Annotated in this window: 30 protein-coding genes and 1 tRNA gene; 12 read left to right on the plus strand and 19 right to left on the minus strand. The window is 65.6% G+C overall.

Going from position 1 to position 14,959, the window contains the following annotated elements; genetic code table 11:
• The first annotated feature begins 25 nt into the window (after positions 1-25).
• The 3 genes from moaA to AC07UH_RS16285 all read left to right on the plus strand — a co-directional run bounded on the left by moaA (position 26) and on the right by AC07UH_RS16285 (position 1,966).
• The gene (moaA, locus tag AC07UH_RS16275; RefSeq protein ID WP_495181080.1) at positions 26-1,039 is read left to right on the plus strand and encodes a GTP 3',8-cyclase MoaA; all 1,014 of its coding nucleotides are present in this window, start codon (positions 26-28) and stop codon (positions 1,037-1,039) included.
• On the plus strand, positions 1,036-1,812 hold the full coding sequence (locus tag AC07UH_RS16280; protein WP_038658258.1) for an NAD kinase: 777 nt from the start codon (positions 1,036-1,038) through the stop codon (positions 1,810-1,812). The genes moaA and AC07UH_RS16280 overlap by 4 nt, the downstream gene beginning before the upstream one ends.
• A gap of 79 nt (positions 1,813-1,891) precedes the next feature.
• Positions 1,892-1,966, plus strand: a tRNA-Asn gene (locus AC07UH_RS16285).
• A 94-nt stretch (positions 1,967-2,060) separates the two neighbouring features.
• Here AC07UH_RS16285 and AC07UH_RS16290 read toward each other — a convergent pair.
• From AC07UH_RS16290 to AC07UH_RS16380, 19 genes are all read right to left on the minus strand, one after another.
• Positions 2,061-3,305, minus strand: coding sequence for a site-specific integrase (locus AC07UH_RS16290; RefSeq protein WP_495181081.1), 1,245 nt, complete (start codon positions 3,303-3,305; stop codon positions 2,061-2,063).
• Positions 3,295-3,531, minus strand: coding sequence for a hypothetical protein (locus tag AC07UH_RS16295; protein ID WP_495181082.1), 237 nt, complete (start codon positions 3,529-3,531; stop codon positions 3,295-3,297). The genes AC07UH_RS16290 and AC07UH_RS16295 overlap by 11 nt, the downstream gene beginning before the upstream one ends.
• Positions 3,531-3,917: a thermonuclease family protein gene (locus AC07UH_RS16300; protein ID WP_495181083.1), complete on the minus strand. Its 387-nt coding sequence runs from the start codon at positions 3,915-3,917 to the stop codon at positions 3,531-3,533. The genes AC07UH_RS16295 and AC07UH_RS16300 overlap by 1 nt, the downstream gene beginning before the upstream one ends.
• The gene (locus AC07UH_RS16305; protein WP_495181084.1) at positions 3,914-4,279 is read right to left on the minus strand and encodes a hypothetical protein; all 366 of its coding nucleotides are present in this window, start codon (positions 4,277-4,279) and stop codon (positions 3,914-3,916) included. The genes AC07UH_RS16300 and AC07UH_RS16305 overlap by 4 nt, the downstream gene beginning before the upstream one ends.
• Positions 4,276-4,761 carry a DUF1643 domain-containing protein gene (locus AC07UH_RS16310; RefSeq protein ID WP_495181085.1) on the minus strand — a complete coding sequence of 162 codons (486 nt, stop codon included), beginning with the start codon at positions 4,759-4,761 and terminating at the stop codon, positions 4,276-4,278. Before AC07UH_RS16310 ends, AC07UH_RS16305 begins: the two co-directional genes overlap by 4 nt.
• A complete protein-coding gene (locus AC07UH_RS16315; RefSeq protein WP_495181086.1) occupies positions 4,758-6,056 on the minus strand; it encodes a hypothetical protein in 1,299 nt (432 codons plus the stop codon). Before AC07UH_RS16315 ends, AC07UH_RS16310 begins: the two co-directional genes overlap by 4 nt.
• A complete protein-coding gene (locus tag AC07UH_RS16320; RefSeq protein WP_495181087.1) occupies positions 6,053-6,277 on the minus strand; it encodes a hypothetical protein in 225 nt (74 codons plus the stop codon). The genes AC07UH_RS16315 and AC07UH_RS16320 overlap by 4 nt, the downstream gene beginning before the upstream one ends.
• On the minus strand, positions 6,274-6,708 hold the full coding sequence (locus AC07UH_RS16325) for a hypothetical protein (protein ID WP_495181088.1): 435 nt from the start codon (positions 6,706-6,708) through the stop codon (positions 6,274-6,276). Before AC07UH_RS16325 ends, AC07UH_RS16320 begins: the two co-directional genes overlap by 4 nt.
• Complete coding sequence (locus AC07UH_RS16330) at positions 6,705-7,220, minus strand: hypothetical protein (RefSeq protein WP_495181089.1); 516 nt, start codon at positions 7,218-7,220, stop codon at positions 6,705-6,707. Before AC07UH_RS16330 ends, AC07UH_RS16325 begins: the two co-directional genes overlap by 4 nt.
• On the minus strand, positions 7,220-7,435 hold the full coding sequence (locus tag AC07UH_RS16335) for a hypothetical protein (RefSeq protein WP_495181090.1): 216 nt from the start codon (positions 7,433-7,435) through the stop codon (positions 7,220-7,222). Before AC07UH_RS16335 ends, AC07UH_RS16330 begins: the two co-directional genes overlap by 1 nt.
• Positions 7,432-7,674, minus strand: coding sequence for a hypothetical protein (locus AC07UH_RS16340; RefSeq protein WP_495189953.1), 243 nt, complete (start codon positions 7,672-7,674; stop codon positions 7,432-7,434). Before AC07UH_RS16340 ends, AC07UH_RS16335 begins: the two co-directional genes overlap by 4 nt.
• The gene (locus AC07UH_RS16345; RefSeq protein ID WP_495181091.1) at positions 7,671-8,102 is read right to left on the minus strand and encodes a hypothetical protein; all 432 of its coding nucleotides are present in this window, start codon (positions 8,100-8,102) and stop codon (positions 7,671-7,673) included. Before AC07UH_RS16345 ends, AC07UH_RS16340 begins: the two co-directional genes overlap by 4 nt.
• Positions 8,092-8,541 carry a hypothetical protein gene (locus tag AC07UH_RS16350; protein ID WP_495181092.1) on the minus strand — a complete coding sequence of 150 codons (450 nt, stop codon included), beginning with the start codon at positions 8,539-8,541 and terminating at the stop codon, positions 8,092-8,094. Before AC07UH_RS16350 ends, AC07UH_RS16345 begins: the two co-directional genes overlap by 11 nt.
• Complete coding sequence (locus tag AC07UH_RS16355) at positions 8,538-8,903, minus strand: DUF968 domain-containing protein (RefSeq protein ID WP_495181093.1); 366 nt, start codon at positions 8,901-8,903, stop codon at positions 8,538-8,540. Before AC07UH_RS16355 ends, AC07UH_RS16350 begins: the two co-directional genes overlap by 4 nt.
• Before the next feature lie 26 nt (positions 8,904-8,929).
• Positions 8,930-9,154 (minus strand): hypothetical protein, encoded by a 225-nt coding sequence (locus tag AC07UH_RS16360; RefSeq protein WP_495181094.1) that lies wholly within the window; start codon positions 9,152-9,154, stop codon positions 8,930-8,932.
• A complete protein-coding gene (locus AC07UH_RS16365; RefSeq protein WP_495181095.1) occupies positions 9,151-9,354 on the minus strand; it encodes a hypothetical protein in 204 nt (67 codons plus the stop codon). Before AC07UH_RS16365 ends, AC07UH_RS16360 begins: the two co-directional genes overlap by 4 nt.
• Entirely contained in the window at positions 9,351-9,503 is a 153-nt protein-coding gene (locus AC07UH_RS16370; RefSeq protein ID WP_495181096.1) for a hypothetical protein, read from the minus strand. The genes AC07UH_RS16365 and AC07UH_RS16370 overlap by 4 nt, the downstream gene beginning before the upstream one ends.
• A gap of 285 nt (positions 9,504-9,788) precedes the next feature.
• A complete protein-coding gene (locus tag AC07UH_RS16375) occupies positions 9,789-10,223 on the minus strand; it encodes a hypothetical protein (protein WP_495181097.1) in 435 nt (144 codons plus the stop codon).
• Positions 10,224-10,595: 372 nt separating this feature from the next.
• Positions 10,596-10,811 (minus strand): hypothetical protein, encoded by a 216-nt coding sequence (locus AC07UH_RS16380; RefSeq protein ID WP_495181098.1) that lies wholly within the window; start codon positions 10,809-10,811, stop codon positions 10,596-10,598.
• A gap of 96 nt (positions 10,812-10,907) precedes the next feature.
• Here AC07UH_RS16380 and AC07UH_RS16385 point away from each other — a divergent pair, with 96 nt between their 5' ends.
• Genes AC07UH_RS16385 through dnaN form a run of 9 tightly spaced genes read left to right on the plus strand, consistent with a single transcriptional unit; the run spans position 10,908 to position 14,950 of the window.
• The gene (locus AC07UH_RS16385) at positions 10,908-11,069 is read left to right on the plus strand and encodes a hypothetical protein (protein WP_495181099.1); all 162 of its coding nucleotides are present in this window, start codon (positions 10,908-10,910) and stop codon (positions 11,067-11,069) included.
• Positions 11,066-11,263 carry a hypothetical protein gene (locus AC07UH_RS16390; RefSeq protein ID WP_495181100.1) on the plus strand — a complete coding sequence of 66 codons (198 nt, stop codon included), beginning with the start codon at positions 11,066-11,068 and terminating at the stop codon, positions 11,261-11,263. The genes AC07UH_RS16385 and AC07UH_RS16390 overlap by 4 nt, the downstream gene beginning before the upstream one ends.
• Entirely contained in the window at positions 11,260-11,736 is a 477-nt protein-coding gene (locus tag AC07UH_RS16395) for a hypothetical protein (protein WP_495181101.1), read from the plus strand. The genes AC07UH_RS16390 and AC07UH_RS16395 overlap by 4 nt, the downstream gene beginning before the upstream one ends.
• Before the next feature lie 42 nt (positions 11,737-11,778).
• Positions 11,779-11,943 (plus strand): hypothetical protein, encoded by a 165-nt coding sequence (locus AC07UH_RS16400; RefSeq protein ID WP_495181102.1) that lies wholly within the window; start codon positions 11,779-11,781, stop codon positions 11,941-11,943.
• A 35-nt stretch (positions 11,944-11,978) separates the two neighbouring features.
• Positions 11,979-13,124 (plus strand): DNA-methyltransferase, encoded by a 1,146-nt coding sequence (locus AC07UH_RS16405; protein ID WP_495181103.1) that lies wholly within the window; start codon positions 11,979-11,981, stop codon positions 13,122-13,124.
• Positions 13,124-13,327, plus strand: a complete 204-nt coding sequence (locus AC07UH_RS16410) for a hypothetical protein (RefSeq protein WP_495181104.1) — start codon at positions 13,124-13,126, stop codon at positions 13,325-13,327. Before AC07UH_RS16405 ends, AC07UH_RS16410 begins: the two co-directional genes overlap by 1 nt.
• Positions 13,324-13,563 carry a hypothetical protein gene (locus AC07UH_RS16415; RefSeq protein ID WP_495181105.1) on the plus strand — a complete coding sequence of 80 codons (240 nt, stop codon included), beginning with the start codon at positions 13,324-13,326 and terminating at the stop codon, positions 13,561-13,563. The genes AC07UH_RS16410 and AC07UH_RS16415 overlap by 4 nt, the downstream gene beginning before the upstream one ends.
• Complete coding sequence (locus tag AC07UH_RS16420) at positions 13,560-13,826, plus strand: DUF2312 domain-containing protein (protein WP_495181106.1); 267 nt, start codon at positions 13,560-13,562, stop codon at positions 13,824-13,826. The genes AC07UH_RS16415 and AC07UH_RS16420 overlap by 4 nt, the downstream gene beginning before the upstream one ends.
• On the plus strand, positions 13,826-14,950 hold the full coding sequence (gene dnaN, locus AC07UH_RS16425) for a DNA polymerase III subunit beta (protein WP_495181107.1): 1,125 nt from the start codon (positions 13,826-13,828) through the stop codon (positions 14,948-14,950). The genes AC07UH_RS16420 and dnaN overlap by 1 nt, the downstream gene beginning before the upstream one ends.
• Positions 14,951-14,959: the final 9 nt, after the last annotated feature.

The raw sequence follows: 14,959 nt of genomic DNA on the forward strand, positions 1-14,959 counted from the left end.
ACGGTTGACCGCCTAGCTCCATCCTATGACCAGCGTTCTCCCCCAATCCGCCGCGGCGCTGGTCGATCCCCAGGGTCGCACCATCCGCTATCTCCGCATCTCGGTCACCGACCGGTGCGACCTGCGCTGCCGCTATTGCATGGCCGAGCAGATGACCTTCCTGCCGCGTGCCAAGCTGCTCAGCCTCGACGAGATCGCGATCATCGCCGAGCGGTTCATCGCGCGCGGCGTGACCAAGATCCGCCTGTCGGGCGGCGAGCCGCTGGTGCGCCGCGACGTCGGCGATCTGGTGCGGCGGCTCGGCCGCCACGTCGGCGCCGGGCTCGACGAACTGACGATGACGACCAATGCGACGCGGCTCGACCAGCATGCGCAGGAGATGGTCGACGCCGGCATCCGCCGGATCAACGTCAGCCTCGACAGCCTCGACGCCAAGCGCTTCCGCTACATCACCCGGCACGGCGACCTCGACCAAGTGCTGCGCGGGATCGCCGCGGCGAAGGCGGCGGGGCTCGCGGTCAAGATCAACATGGTCGCGCTCGCCGGGCTCAACGAGGACGAGATCCCGGCGATGCTGCGCTGGTGCGTCGACAAGGGCCACGATCTGTCGCTGATCGAGACGATGCCGCTTGGCGCGATCGACGAGGATCGCACCGATCGCTTCGTGCCGCTGACCCGCGTGCTCGCCGATCTCCAGACGCAATTCGCCTTGCACCGCGACGCGCATCGTACGGGTGGGCCGGCGCGCTATTGGCGGGTCGAGGGGACGGCGACGAAGCTCGGCCTGATCTCGCCGCTCACCGCCAATTTCTGCGACGGTTGCAACCGCGTGCGGCTGACCACCGAGGGCAAGCTCTATCTATGCCTCGGCCATGACGATCAGGTCGATCTCAAGGCGGCGCTGCGCGACGGCGGCATCGACGGGCTCGACGCGGCGATCGATCTCGGCCTCACCCGCAAGCCGGCGCGGCACGATTTCCGCATCGGCCGCGACGCCGCCCCCGCGGTCGCCCGTCACATGAGCGTTACCGGCGGATGAGCTACGAGCGGCGGGCGCTGGTCGCCTCCCCGACGGCCCCCGCCCAGGCCGCGGCGGCGGAGCTTGCCGACGCGCTCGACTGGGTCGATCCCGCCGAGGCCGACGTGATCATCGCACTGGGTGGCGACGGTTTCATGTTGCAGACGCTGCACGGGCTGCTCGACCGGCGCGCGGCGCCGGTGCCGGTGTTCGGGATGAACCTCGGCACGGTCGGCTTCCTGATGAACGAATGGCGCCGCCACGGCATCGGCGAGCGGCTCGACCGCGCCAAATCGTTCAAGGTGACGCCGCTCGCCGCGACGATCACCGGCATCGACGGCCGCGTCCATCGCGCGCCGGCGATCAACGAGGTGTCGCTGCTGCGCGAGACGCGGCAGACCGCGAAGCTGGAAGTGACCGTCAACGACCGCGTCGTCATGCCCGAACTCGCCTGCGACGGCATCCTCGTCGCGACGCCGGCGGGATCGACCGCCTACAATCTGTCGGCGCAGGGGCCGATCCTGCCGCTCGGCTCGAACATGCTGGCGCTGACCCCGATCAGCCCGTTCCGGCCGCGGCGCTGGCGCGGCGCGATCCTGCCCGACAAGGCGCGGATCACGCTGCGCGTGCTCGACCCCGCCAAGCGCCCGGTCTCGGCGGTCGCCGACCAGCGCGAGTTCCGCGACGTCGCCGAGGTGGCGATCTGCATGGACCGCGCGCGCGAGCTGACCTTGCTGTTCGACCCCGAGCACGCGCTCGACGACCGCATCACGATGGAGCAGTTCGTCTCCTGACACGAAGCTGTGGAAAAAGGTGACAACGGGGTTGCACTCCGATTTCTGGCGGCTATAGACCCCCTCCACGACGCAACGTTCCCTGATAGCTCAGCGGTAGAGCTCTCGACTGTTAATCGAGCGGCCGTAGGTTCGAATCCTACTCAGGGAGCCACTTTCTACCCCAGAATTGCGTCGTTTCTGCCTCCCTCAGGGTTGAGGCATTATGACACGTATTATTACACGCGTTATGACATTCCCGGTCTGTTCTAAGCCGCATCATCCAGCCGCGAATCGTCTTCATTGTCGAGCGGCGAACCCGCGATAATCTGGGCAATGTGCTCGACGCGCAGTTTGGCTATGCGGCGAGCCTTCTCCTGGTTCGCCTTGTTGTAGATCCGGGTGACCTCCAGCGTGCTGTGACCGCTGACCGCCCGAACGTCGTCGGTGCCGCTGTCCCCGATCTCCGTGATCCCGCCATGCCGAAAGCTCGTGAACTTCAGATCCTTCGGCAGCCCGGCGGCATCGCGAATGCGGCGGTGCAGCTGGACCTGATAGCTCGGCGTGTACGGCTTGCCGGTCCGCTCATCGCGCACGATCAGCCCGCCGTCCTCCGCCCGGTTCATCCGGCCGAGCTCGGCCTCAAGCTCGGGGTATAGCTCGAGCCGGTCATCGCCCTCACCATCGACCAACGGGATGTCGACGTGGTTGCCCGTCTTCGACTGCACCAGCGCCAGGCTGCGGCCCGCTTGGTATCCGTCCCAGCGCACGCCGCGGCTGACCCGACCATCCGGATCAACGAATCCGAAGGCGTCGTAGACTCGCTGGCAGGCTTCGAAGCACAGCGCAGCGGCTGTCGCCATGCTCTGCTTGCCCATCTGGCGCGCCGCCTCGCGGTATGCGTCATATTCGGCGCGCGTGGCGGCCCGATTGCCGCGCCCGCTGCCGCTGCTCGACTTGATGCCCATGCCCGAGAAGGGGTTGAGCTTCAGGCCGGTTGCCTTCGTGTGGCGAACACCCTGATTCCAGACGAGCCGGCACACCTGCATCATGTAGGAGCCCTGCCGCTCGCCGTGCTTCGCCTTCGCCTTTTTGTAGAGGGCGTCGGCGGCTGTCGCGTCGAACGCCGCGGCGCGGCGCTGCCCAACGGTGCCCGCGCGCATCTCAATCGCTGCGACCATGTCCATCGCCAGCCGGTAGCCGGTGCGCGTGTTGTGCCGCAGGTCGCCGAATTTATCGAGACGGCGATACCAGTCGAACAGCCAGGCGACCGATCCCGGCGTGAGCTTGGCCGTCTCGCCTTCTCGCCACTGCGTGAACGCCTCGTTGAGCGCCTTGGCACGGTTGATCGCGGCGGCGACGTCAGTGCCAAGCGGCGATGAAATGACCGGGCACGTCCTGCCGTGCCGCATTGCGGGCGGCGCTGCCCACTTGGGCCGAACCCAGAAATAGGCTCGCTCGCCGCTCGCGCGCTTATGCACCTGCACGTACGAAGGGAGGCGCTCATTCGCCAAAGTCGAGATCCTCTTCGATGATGGACGTGAAGAGCGCGGCGAGGGCCACGTCGAGATCGCTCCTGAGGGCCAGCATCGCCCCGCGCGGCCCACGGGGGCGGAAGTTGACCGCGCCCGCTTTCTCCCAGGCGCGCAGCTGGGCCTCGCCCACGCCGGTATAGGCCAGCGCCAAGTCGCGATTCATCCCAGCCGGCCAGTCCGGCAGCTTCTCCAGCGCCAAGCCCATCAGCGGCACTCCCCCATTCGATATTGGCGCCAGTACCGGTCCCACCGCACAGCAGCACCGGCCGCAATTGCGGCACACGACAGGCTGCGCCCGTCCGGCAGCGTGCAGCGCGCGACGATGCGGCTGTAGCTCTTGCCCTGCGGCTGGCAGGTGAGGCGCTTGCCGAGCGTCAGGCTCGACACTATCCGCTGAGCCCGCGCCGCGGCGCGATCGTCGCAGGTATAGGCGGCGCGGCGTGCGGCCGGACGGCGGCATGGCGCGGCGCTCTCGAAGTCTGGCGCCTGGATGCCAGCGATACGGATCTTCTGACCCGATCGGCACCAGAGCGGCCCGTCCCCGTCATGAACTTGCACGACCTCGCAGGTGAACGGCGGGAGCGGCGTCAAGATGCCTCCCCTTTGTCGTTCTGCTGGAGGGCGGCGCTAGCAAGGTCGAGCAGCCACGGAAGCGCGTTGACGGCCTCCACGATCAGCAGGGCATTCGGTCCGTACGGGTCGGTCCCGGCACGACGATGTTCAGCCATGCCGACCTCACCGACCATGCTATCCTTGGCGGTAGCTACGATGGGGCGGAACGGGCCGATGCCCCGGTCGTCGCGCTCAACACCCCGTATCCATCCCCAGTCGTCGTACAAGGTCGGGCGGTACACCCACGGTTGCGCGGAGGCCTCCGTCAAACGCTGACGAAGCTGCGTAATTTGCGCCAGCCGGTCAGCGCAGATCGCTGCAACGGCGGTGGTCATTGTCATGCGGGCGCACTCCACGCGATGATTGGTTCGGCGTAGGCGAGCATTAGTGGATGACGGGGGTGGCCACACTTTGCTGGTGCGCCAATCGCCATTGGGCGCAAGTGACCGAAAATGTCGGCCACCCTCTGCCAGCGCTTGCGCAAGACGCGTGGCTGCTTTGTCACCGGCCCCCACGCGAAGACCGCGCGATCCACCTCGGCGGCTATGCGCAACAGATGATCGTCGTTCTCCGGGCCGATCGGGTCTACCGCTTGGCCAAGCTGGCGGACGTCCGTCGCCCGATAGGCGAACAGATTGCCGACGATGATCCTGCCCCACTGGTTGCGGTCGCCAAAGCCACGGAGCTTGCGGATCGTCGCGTCGTCCTGCTCCGCATCGGCTGTGGACGGGTTGACCATAATGACGGCGGTGGCACCCATGCCGGCGCAATCGCGGGTCAGGCGATATCGATACTGACCGCAATCGCTGATGATAGCGCTCATGCCTCACCCCCGTCGCCAGCGGGCTTGAGGGCGGCTTCGGCGATCTCCATCGGGTCTATATCCGGGTCGGCGATCAACTCGGTCGAACCGTCTGGCATCTGCTTCAATTTGCCCTTGGCGATCCGCTTCAATGCCGCGCGATACCTCGCCGCCTGTTCCAGCAAGTCCCCGCCGGGGGTGGTGGCTAGAGGTAGGCGCTTCTGTCCGTCCGCCTCTGCAATCAGCGCGTCAATCCGATCCACGACAGTCTCTGCCGGGCTGTCATCGCACCAGAGCGTGTCAGTGGCGGCTTTCAAGATGGCGCGCTTGGCGACTGCAAGAGCCTGCCGCAGCATCTGCACCTCCCCGCCGCCCGTCGCATTGGCGGCTAGGGCCAATTTCAGGCGGGCATGTGCCGGATCGACATGACCCATGAAATCCCTCAGCGTGGCTTCGAGGTCGTCATCCATCCATTCCAGCTCATCGAGCCGATCGGAAAGGAACTGTGCCGCCTCCCCCAACCCCGCCCCGGTGTCGCTCGCGACCTTGGGCTCGCCCCCTTCCAGAGACGCAGGATCGTTCATCCACTGCTCGTCGGGTTGCGCGTGGCTGCGATGAAAGTCGGTTGTGCCATCTTCATTGCAGCATGCATTAGCGGCATCGCTCGCGACCTTGCTTGCATGGGGAGCGGCTTCAAGCGCCTCCGTAATCGAGCCGTGTCCCTTGCCCTGCGCAATTTCGAGCCACCAGCGCGCGTCCGATAGATATGCCGCGTTTTCGACTGCTAGATCGGTGTCGCTCGCGTCCTTGGGGGCTGCGGCGAGCATGGCGATCGTATAGTCGAGCGCCCATTGCTCATGCGGCCCGAGCCACTTTTCCTCGCGCTTGAACCGTTCGAGGAAATACGTCGCCCGAGCGGGGTTCATTGTTCCGATGCACCCCTCCCGCGTTTCCCCCGCCGGAACCGCGGCATCGCTCGCGGGCGGGGTGGCGATCTTGGGAGCGCAAAGGATCGCAACGATCTCTTGCATGACCAGCGTGATCTCATCCATCACGGGGTTGCATTTGAGGCCATGCAGCGACACCCAAAGGCGTTCCCACTGTTCGTCTGTCACTGCCTCGCGAACACATATGATATCTTCGCGAACGTCATCGGGAATGCTCGTGGTCGGGGTGGCTGGCACAACTTCGTCACCGGGAAGTAAATGGTCCGTCTCGCGATAGACGTATTCGTGGATGGGATTGGAGCAACTACAACCGCTGATAAGCCCGCCGCCTTCAATGCAGCAAAGAGCAGCTTTGTAACGGACCTTCATGACGGTAACTCCATATCAGCGTGCATGCGAGCGAGGCGCACAGCATCCTCACGGTTGTCGGTCCAATCGGCGAAAACTTTGTCGCCGTGAAAATTGATGCTATAGATATGCCAGCTATCGCAGCCGCTCTGTTCCGCGTGGAATATGCCAGCCTTGCTGTAGCACGCGAACGGCACCGCCCGCGCATCGGGCAGCACAGCGGGAGTGGGGGAAGAGGTCATGCTGTGGGGTCCTTTTTGATCGACGCGGCAACCCAGGCGCGCATGCGCTGCCAGCGCTCTTCCGGCGTCTCGCGGCGCTGCTCTTTCCAGTTCCATCCCTCTTCGTCGTTGAGATATTCGATCTCGCGGACCAATGGCTCGGCGACACCGAAAGCGTTTGCGATCGGGCCGGGATCATCTGGATCTAAGCTGCCAAGGTTGACGCCGCGTCGGACGCCAAGGCTGCCAATGGCACAGACATTGCCGTCACGCTCCAGGTCGCCCGTAATCAGGCGCTTTTCCGGCAGGGCATCAAGAGCGTCAGCCAAATCGCGCAGGAACGCCTGTCCGCGCTTGCCTCTGATCGAGCTGGCGACGACGCCGCGCCACCTGATGTGCGCCCAGTTGTCCTCTTGAGTGCCTTCGCCCTCGTGATATCCCGCACGGCTCACTTAGAACCCTCCTGCGTCGAAGGGTGGGCGGCGGCACGGGCAGCGTAGATGGCATCGTCTGCGCCATTCGGACCAGCCTTGATGATCCAAGGTCCGTAGACAGATGGCCCGTTTTCCGGAAACCACGATACCAGATCGACCAGCGCATCGTGCAACCGCTCCACCTCCCCCGCCATCGGTGCGGGGCTATGGGTGGCGAGGGCGGCGCGAGTGTCGCGCTCAACCATGTCGAGAGCCGCGTTGAAAGCAGCGCTCCACACCGGGTCCATCGTCGGCACAGAACGCTTCGCCAGCGAAGCACGCAAAGCCTTCCGCAGACCTTCCGCAACCGGGCGGGGGTCGGAGTGGGCGATGCGGTGGCGAAGGGCGGTGATGATCGTCGCCACCTCTTTGCGCTCGCCGACAAAGCCGTCTCCGTCGCAATGGCGGTGCATCATGTCGTATTCGACAAGGCGCATCACTTCGGTCAGGCGCTCGACGCTCACCGCCACCTCGTTGCTTGCGGCGGTCATCACAGCGAGATCCCGAACAGAGCGATCGAGACGATCAGCAGCGCGCGGACCGCGACGCGGAGCGCCGCCCGCGACGCGTGCCGCTCGCACCGGTCGCAACCGCAGTCGGCGGCATGCTCGAAAGGTCGATCATACGGGCACGCCGGCGGCGCATCGGCGAAGTTGGTCGGATAGTCCGGGTCGCGCAGCGCGCGAGCGATGAACGCGGCGATCATGCGCGCACCTTAAGGGCTGGCGCGGCGGCGGCTTCGACACCGCGGCGCTGGGGGTTGCGTGCGACGTGGGGCGTCGCCGAAGCAGCTGGGAAAACGGGACCGCGTAGCGCGGCGCGCATGCGTGGCAGCGCCGGCGCGATCGTCGCGACCATGGCGTAAAGGGAGAAGCCCCCTGCCCCGGCGAAGACGCAGGGGGACAGCACGCCGAGGGCGTGGGCGGCATGATCCATCAAGGTCATCGGCGATCTCGCAGATAGGGGTCGAATTCGGTTTGGCGGAAAGGTCGATGAGCCCAGCCGTCGGGCATCACCCATTGCAGCTGGCCGGCCGGGCTGATGATGCGGACCCGGCCGTCGACGCGGGCCTTGACCGGCACCAGCGGGCATTCGAATTCGAACACCTCAGGCAGCGTGCCGAGCCCGGTCCAGATCTCGCTTTGGTTCGCCTGGCGCTTCACCATCATCGACTTGGCGGTCGGGATATCGATGTTGAGGCGGATCATCGTCGCCTCCTGCTCCTCGGTGAACCGGGCGCCGCCCTCCCAGCCGAACTTGTTCTTCACCGCGCCGCGGATCGTGCCGAACCACGGGTCGCGCGGCTTGCTGGGAATCCAGAAGGCGGTCAGCGGCTGTCGAGCGATCGCCGGCTTGTTCGGATCAGCGAGCATCGCGGCTTGCCTCCAAATATGCGATCGCGTCGGCCCCTGCCTTGGCGCGCAGCCCGGCGCCGCGCGCGACGACGCGGGCGATCTTCGCCTCGGCCTCGGCCTCGGCATGCTCGCGCTCGGCAGCGGACCGGGCGATATCGATATGGCTCAGGACCACAGCCAAGGTCGGCAGCTGATCCTTGCGCGGCGTGCGCAGTCCGTTTGCCGTGGAGACGAGGAGCGCCAGCGCGCGGGGCGGCACGGCAAGCTTCTCGGCGCGCGTCCGGATGGTGTCGCGCAGGTCGGCCCGCTCCACTCGCATTTTGACGATGCGGCCGTATCCCTCGTTCTCGTCGAGATCGAGCAGCTGCTGGTCCATCTGCTCGAGGCGACGGACCGTATAGCGCAGGTCGTCGATCGCCTGGATCAGGTCGGGGTCGTTAATCGTGCCGACGGTCATCGCGACGCCTCCGCGGCGAACTGGGCTTCCCATTCACGGGCGCCCGGCCACTGCTGCCAGTATGCCGCAGCGAGCACCGTGGCGTCCTTCGTCGGCAGGCCGAGCTCGAACGTCCGCCACCCGATCGCGTGCTGCGTCGTGTGGCAGTGGTTGCAGAGCGGGATACAGTGCTTGTCGGAGACCTTCGTGCCAATGCCCTTGCCGCCTGCGTGGTCGACGTGGGCCGATACGATCCGGTTGCGCTCCTCGCCCGGCGCTTGGCCGCACTTCGCGCACGGCAGCTTGCGAAGCCAACGCTTGAACTCGTCCGCGCACTTCCATGCGGGGCGGCCGGCGCGGGGCGGCTTGCGGGTCTGGAACATCGACCGCGGAAGAGAGGCGGCACGCATCAGAACGGCACATCGTCATCGGCGGTGACAAACCGCTCGACACGCAGGGCCTCGAACGTCACGCGGGCGACCGGCGCCAAGACGAAGAAGGATCTTCCCGGATAGATCTTGGCAAGGCGCGATGCTTCGGCCTCAGCCGCCTCACGCGTCAGGTGGCGATACCGGGGCGGATCACGCTGCTCGCACCAGACGAGCCAGAATGGAATGACGCCTTCGACGTTCATGCCGCGCGCGCCCGCTTGGTGACGGTGCTGAGGCTTGAAAGGGCCGCGGTGAGGTCCGCGCCCTGCCCCTGCATCGACGCGCCGTGTGCGTGGGCATGGACGGTCCAGAGCTCGCGCCCGGCGACATGCTGCATCGAGATCGAACAGCTGCCGGACACGCCGGCCAGCGACCGGATGGCTTGCTGCGCGTCGGCGATCATGCGCGCACCTGCTGGCGCATTGCACGGCCGAACTCGCGGCGGCCGCGCACCGGCGTGCCGGAGTTGCGGCGCAGACCGCCCGCCATATCGATCAGGAAGCGCTCAGTCGCGCCATCTAATTCCGTGATGAGAGATGCGGCTTGTGCCACGGGGAGCCTCCATGCCGGTGCGTCCGGCTATGGGGAGCTATGTACGACCTTCGTATTAGCAGGTCAAACGATATTCGTACAACTGTGACAAAGTTTTCACATTGCTCAGTTCGCCTGCGTCCACCTCAAGGCCGCAAGCGTTCCTATCTTGATGTAGATTGCTCTTGCGATGTTGGAAAATTCGACTGAAGAACGAAACCAGAACTTACATGCGAAATTGCACGAGAGGAGCTACAATGGGTCGCGCGATAAGGCCCGCTGATGATGCGCAGCAGGATGCCGATTTCACCCGCGCTTTGATTGAGCGCCTTGACGACGTAAACCTTCGAAGAAGCCCTCAACATGGCTCTCACTCACGCGAAGATGAGGCCTTGATGCGAACTCGGAGAACGCTTGAATATCTAGCGCAAGCTCTTCTACCTGCTCGGGAATGCGGTCAGCATCCGCGTTCAGCCTGGCCGCGACGTATCGAACGACCAGCCTTGCGACTGGTAAGCTCAGCGGAGGAATCGCCTCATCTGCCTGACGCGGCGCTAGGTTGAACGCCTCCACCAGTTGGACCCCCTCGTCATAGGTAAGGCGCCGTGGCTTGCCCGTCTTTCCAGCAGGATTGTAAAGTTTGGTGGCATTCGGAGTGGCCACGCCGAGCACGTCAGCGATAGCAGCATGCGTGATGCCGCGTGCTTTAAGCTCGGACAGAATACGGTCAGCGCTCTCCATTCGGCCTAGGTAGCACCCTCGCGGGACAGGCGGCATAAATAAGGTCGCACTGCCACTTGCGCTTATTGTACGATAGTCGTATAGCCGATTCATGGCTACCGTTTCAGAGATGATTGAGGGCTTGGGTGGGGTGCGCCGAACTGGCGTTGTCTTGGGCTTGGCTCCCACCACCGTGCAGCACTGGAAGCAGCATAACCGAGCTCCGTCTTGGCGAATCGCGGCTCTTGAAGCCGCCTATCACGCAAGCTTTGAGCAACAAGCAAGCGGGGTGGCAGCATAATGGCCAGCTCAATGATCGGTCCGCTCAGCCTTATTGTCTGTACGGAAGGCGCGAACGCTTCGATCGCCTCCCTTGCGGCGGCAATCGAGCAGTCACCGGCGACCTTCGAGTGCCTGTTGAATGGCGAGCTTCGTGGCGTTGTATTGGGCGACGATACTGTCGGCCTGCTTCGCGTCGAATCCATCGAGGGCGCCGCAACCGGGGCATCGGTATTGCATGGTGTGCGGGTCCTTCCCGACCAGCGATACCTCGAACTTGTGGCCGCAGTCGTGGCGAACGGGGATGCGTACGTCTCCAGCGATATCCATGGCTGGCCTATCCTTTCGTCGGTGTGTTGCAGCACGACGATGGCGGAAGGGGCTGCGCTGTCAAGGCGCGGCCCTGGAAGCCGGTTGGCGGTATAGATGCGCAGCGCCATCACTTTCATCATCGTCATGGCGATCGGCGCGGCGCTCGCGCTGCTGCTCGACCGGCTCGGCCTCGGCTTCATTGCCGGTTTCGCGCTGGGCGTCGCATATCTCATGGCCGCATCGCTCGGCATCAACACATGGGGACGGTCGGCATGAAGACGCTGGCAATCGTTCTGGCCTGCTGGTCGCTGGTCGCGCTGGTCGCCGCGGTGATCTTCCTGGCTTTGTTCGGCCGCGGCGCGCGCGAGGAGCTCACGCGCGATCGCGATGCGGATGAACTTGGGCGCGAGGTGCAGGGTCTCGGTGTTCATGGCGGATCGTATGGCCACGGCGAGGGCGCAAGGTCATGACGAAGCGCGTGCTGATCACGAAAAGCTCTTCGAAGCAGGCGGCGGCGGATGCGCTGGCCGAGGCGAAGCGCCGCAACAAGTGGTCGAACGCCGACCTCGGCGACGCGATGGACTGCAGCGAGGGCAGTGTCCGCAACCGGCTCGACGACGAGGACGTCGCGAACCAAATGCTAGTGCACGAACTTCGCCGCATCACCCAGGCCGACGGTCCGGCGGTCGCGAACCGGATCTTCGCCGACACGAACTTCCGCCTGACCCAGATGGACGCCTGCGGTGCGCCGGTGAACGCGCTCGCCTGTGCGGCTGAGCATGCGCGCACTGCCAGCGACCTGATCCAGGCACTGTCCGACGGGCAGATCGACATCGACGAGGCCCGCCACCTGCTCCCGCAGATGGTGAGCTTATCGAACAGCCTCATGGGGCTGAAAGCACATCTTCGAGCAATCATCGACGGCACCGCGCCGAAGACCTGAGGACAACGTAACCGGCGGCCAACCCCGCCCAGGAGACCATCAATGACGAACACGGGCAGCGCGCCCGCGGGAAACCGCGTCGGCGCGATGGGAAACTTGCGTCCGGCGCCTCAGGCTCAGTTCCGGCTTCTGCCGGTGCCGTTGCCGCGCGCTCTTCCGATCTCGGCGGAGTGGAACGGCCTCATCGCGAAGTTCAACGCGTCGTGACCGCAGTCGTCCTCGCAGGCGACTGCCGCACCCTCATGGCTGACATGGAAGGCTGCTCGATCGACAGCATCGTAACGGATGCGCCGTACGAGCTCGGCTTCATGGGTCGCAGCTGGGACAGCACCGGCGTCGCCTATGACGTCGCGACGTGGCGCGCGGCGTGGCAGGTGCTCAAGCCCGGCGGATGGCTGGTCTGCTTCGGCGGCTCGCGCACCTATCACCGCATGGCCTGCGCGATCGAGGATGCCGGGTTCGAAATCCGCGATCAGATCATGTGGATCTACGGCAGCGGCTTTCCGAAGGGCGGCAATCGCGACGGCAAGGGGACCTGCCTGAAGCCGGCGCATGAGCCGATCGTCCTCGCCCGCAAGCCGCTGATCGGCAGCGTTGCCCGCAATGAGGCAGCGTTCGGCACCGGCGCGCTTAACATCGACGCGTGCCGGGTGCACGGCGATGATGCGCAGGGCGGCGCTTACACCGTCAAGCGGTTGAAGCCAGGCGCCACCCTTGAGAAGACCGGCGGCAATTGGCGGCCGGAAGAGGGCGGTGCGCTTTATCATGGCGAGATGAAGGCCGGGCGGTGGCCTGCCAACATCGTTCACGATGGCAGTGATGACGTGGTCGATGCTTTCCCCTCGGCTCCTGGCCAGCTGCGCGCCGTCGGGCCACAGCATGGGGCAAAGCCGTCGATCAACGTCTACGGCGATTTCGGCCCGCGCGAACAGTTCGAGCCGCGCGGCGACGCCGGCAGCGCTGCCCGCTTCTTCTATTGCGCCAAGGCGTCGAAGGCCGACCGCGACGAGGGACTCGATCAGTTCGAGCCGCAGGCGTTCGTCCAGTTCCAGACCGGCAACGGCGAGAGCGGCGCGGCCAGCAGTCTGAGCGAAGGTCGCGACACTCAATATCGCAACACGCATCCGACGGTGAAGCCGACGGCTCTGATGCGCTGGCTGGTCCGCTTGGTGACGCCGATCGGCGGCACCGTGCTCGACCCTTTCACCGGTTCGGGCTCGACCGGGAAGGCCGCCGTGCTCGAAGGTCGCAACTTCGTCGGGTGCGAATTGACGGCGGATTACCTGCCGATCGCCCGCGCGCGCATCGCCACCGCGGAGGCTGCGGTTGCCGAAGAGGCCGCGCGCCCCGCCACACAACCCGACCTGTTCACGACGGAGGCCGCGTAATGGCTGACATAATCGACGAAGCGCAGACGCTCACCGATACGCTGAGCGAGCGGACGATCGCCGCGGCGCGCGCGGCGGCGCAGCAGCCTGACCCGGTGCTGGGCAACTGCGAGGCCTGCCTTGACGAGGAGGTCATGGTGCGCGGCTGCGGCGGCATCCTGCGCTGCACGCCCTGCCGGTCGAAGTGGGAGAAGCGGAAGTGAGCCGCCACACCTTCCGCGCGCAGCTGGGCGCCGCGCTCGATCCGCAGTTCGGCGACACGATGCGCGACAGCGCGGCGCGGTCCAGCTGCGAGGCCCTGCTGCGATCGCAGCTGCGCGCCGGCGAACACCTCCTCACTCTGCCAGTCGCCCGCGGTCTCGCCGAGGCCATCGGCATGCCGGCGGCGCACGTTCGCCCGGCCAACACCCTCACCACCACCGAAGGAGCATCACGATGACCGAGGAACGACAGGACGGCATGGGCGGCGGCCAAGTTGCCGCGGACGAACTCCGCCTCCTCGTCGAGCGCGTCGAGCGTCTCGAAGAAGAGAAGAAGGGCATCGCCGACGACATCAAGGACGTCTTCGCCGAGGCGAAGGGCCGGGGCTACGACGGCACGGCCATCCGCGAAATCCTGAAGATCCGCCGCAAGAAGAAAGAGGAGTACCAGGAGGAGCAGTCGATCCTCGAAGTCTACATGCAAGCGCTGGGGATGATCTGATGACGTCCTCCGCCAGCATTGCATTCGAGACGCGCCAGCTTTCTCGCGCGCTGCGGGATTTGCGCGGCGCGGTCATGCGCCGTTCGTCGATTCCGGTACTCGGCTGCGTGCTGGTGGAGGTCGGCGCCGACGGCGTTGCCACCCTGAGCGCCACCGACATGGACGTGATGGCGCAACGCCGCGTCCAGCTGGTGTCTGCATCCGGCCCGGTGCGGTTCGCTATCGATGCTCACCGTCTTGCCGACGTGGTCAACACCTTCGACGGCGGCAGCCAGTGCGCGATCGAGGTCAGCCCCGGCGCCGCCGTCGTCAGGTCTGGGCGCTCACGTCTGCGCTTCTCGACCATGCTGCCAGATTCCTTCCCGGTTTTGCAGCAGCGCCAAGTTGCCGCATCGTTCGAGATACCGGCCTCGTCGCTGTTGGACGCGGCTAGCAAGGTCCGCCACGCGATCGGCGACCACCCGGTTCGCTACTATCTCAACGGCTATTTCGCCCACGTTCGTGAAGGCCGACTTCGGCTCGTCTGCTGTGACGGCGACCGCTTGGCCCGCCATATCGCCGCCCTGCCTGAGGGCGCGGCTGAAATGCCCGACAGCATCATTGCGAAATCGGCAGTCGATCTCGTCCGCCAAGCCGCCGAGAGCCATGAAGGGTTGCTCGGCATGGCGTTCGGCGATGACAAGATCACCTTCACGGCGGGGGAATTCACCCTCGTTTCAAAGGTCGTCGAGGGTACGTACCCGCAATACGACCAGATCATCCCCGCGGCGGCGCCCGTCTCCGCGACCGTTGATCGCGACGATCTCGTCGCCGCCCTTTCTCGCATGGCGATTGCCACGGACGGCAAGACGCGGGTGATCCGCATCACCGTCGACGGAGAGTGGATGACAATCGCCGGCCAGTCCGCCGATCACGGCGACGCCGAGGAGCAGCTGCAGCTTACCGCCGCCCACACCGGCGAGGCGCTGACGATCAACTTCAACCTGAAGTTTCTCCGGGACGCGCTGGGCGCCCTGGATGTCGACGACGTCACGATCGGCATGACGAACCCCAGCACTGCCGCCGTCATCTCCAGCCCCTCCGCCCCGGAGCTCGCGCTGGTTGTCGGCTCAACCCGTAGCTGAAGGACTGAG

The organism is Sphingomonas sp. GW821-FHT04B01 (genome assembly GCF_059420425.1).

Coding starts and splice junctions, on each gene's coding strand:
- AC07UH_RS16315 (WP_495181086.1), bottom strand. CDS start 6,056: ATGAAGGTCCGTTACAAAGCTGCTCTTTGCTGCATTGAAGGCGGCGGG.
- AC07UH_RS16345 (WP_495181091.1), bottom strand. CDS start 8,102: ATGCTCGCTGATCCGAACAAGCCGGCGATCGCTCGACAGCCGCTGACC.
- moaA (WP_495181080.1), top strand. CDS start 26: ATGACCAGCGTTCTCCCCCAATCCGCCGCGGCGCTGGTCGATCCCCAG.
- AC07UH_RS16295 (WP_495181082.1), bottom strand. CDS start 3,531: ATGGGCTTGGCGCTGGAGAAGCTGCCGGACTGGCCGGCTGGGATGAAT.
- AC07UH_RS16340 (WP_495189953.1), bottom strand. CDS start 7,674: ATGACCTTGATGGATCATGCCGCCCACGCCCTCGGCGTGCTGTCCCCC.
- AC07UH_RS16280 (WP_038658258.1), top strand. CDS start 1,036: ATGAGCTACGAGCGGCGGGCGCTGGTCGCCTCCCCGACGGCCCCCGCC.
- AC07UH_RS16405 (WP_495181103.1), top strand. CDS start 11,979: ATGGCTGACATGGAAGGCTGCTCGATCGACAGCATCGTAACGGATGCG.
- AC07UH_RS16310 (WP_495181085.1), bottom strand. CDS start 4,761: ATGAGCGCTATCATCAGCGATTGCGGTCAGTATCGATATCGCCTGACC.
- AC07UH_RS16395 (WP_495181101.1), top strand. CDS start 11,260: ATGACGAAGCGCGTGCTGATCACGAAAAGCTCTTCGAAGCAGGCGGCG.
- AC07UH_RS16365 (WP_495181095.1), bottom strand. CDS start 9,354: ATGATCGCCGACGCGCAGCAAGCCATCCGGTCGCTGGCCGGCGTGTCC.
- AC07UH_RS16420 (WP_495181106.1), top strand. CDS start 13,560: ATGACCGAGGAACGACAGGACGGCATGGGCGGCGGCCAAGTTGCCGCG.
- AC07UH_RS16360 (WP_495181094.1), bottom strand. CDS start 9,154: ATGAACGTCGAAGGCGTCATTCCATTCTGGCTCGTCTGGTGCGAGCAG.
- AC07UH_RS16305 (WP_495181084.1), bottom strand. CDS start 4,279: ATGACAATGACCACCGCCGTTGCAGCGATCTGCGCTGACCGGCTGGCG.
- AC07UH_RS16400 (WP_495181102.1), top strand. CDS start 11,779: ATGACGAACACGGGCAGCGCGCCCGCGGGAAACCGCGTCGGCGCGATG.
- AC07UH_RS16335 (WP_495181090.1), bottom strand. CDS start 7,435: ATGATCGCCGCGTTCATCGCTCGCGCGCTGCGCGACCCGGACTATCCG.
- AC07UH_RS16380 (WP_495181098.1), bottom strand. CDS start 10,811: ATGGATATCGCTGGAGACGTACGCATCCCCGTTCGCCACGACTGCGGC.
- AC07UH_RS16330 (WP_495181089.1), bottom strand. CDS start 7,220: ATGACCGCCGCAAGCAACGAGGTGGCGGTGAGCGTCGAGCGCCTGACC.
- AC07UH_RS16320 (WP_495181087.1), bottom strand. CDS start 6,277: ATGACCTCTTCCCCCACTCCCGCTGTGCTGCCCGATGCGCGGGCGGTG.
- AC07UH_RS16410 (WP_495181104.1), top strand. CDS start 13,124: ATGGCTGACATAATCGACGAAGCGCAGACGCTCACCGATACGCTGAGC.
- AC07UH_RS16385 (WP_495181099.1), top strand. CDS start 10,908: ATGCGCAGCGCCATCACTTTCATCATCGTCATGGCGATCGGCGCGGCG.
- AC07UH_RS16375 (WP_495181097.1), bottom strand. CDS start 10,223: ATGGAGAGCGCTGACCGTATTCTGTCCGAGCTTAAAGCACGCGGCATC.
- dnaN (WP_495181107.1), top strand. CDS start 13,826: ATGACGTCCTCCGCCAGCATTGCATTCGAGACGCGCCAGCTTTCTCGC.
- AC07UH_RS16355 (WP_495181093.1), bottom strand. CDS start 8,903: ATGTTCCAGACCCGCAAGCCGCCCCGCGCCGGCCGCCCCGCATGGAAG.
- AC07UH_RS16350 (WP_495181092.1), bottom strand. CDS start 8,541: ATGACCGTCGGCACGATTAACGACCCCGACCTGATCCAGGCGATCGAC.
- AC07UH_RS16390 (WP_495181100.1), top strand. CDS start 11,066: ATGAAGACGCTGGCAATCGTTCTGGCCTGCTGGTCGCTGGTCGCGCTG.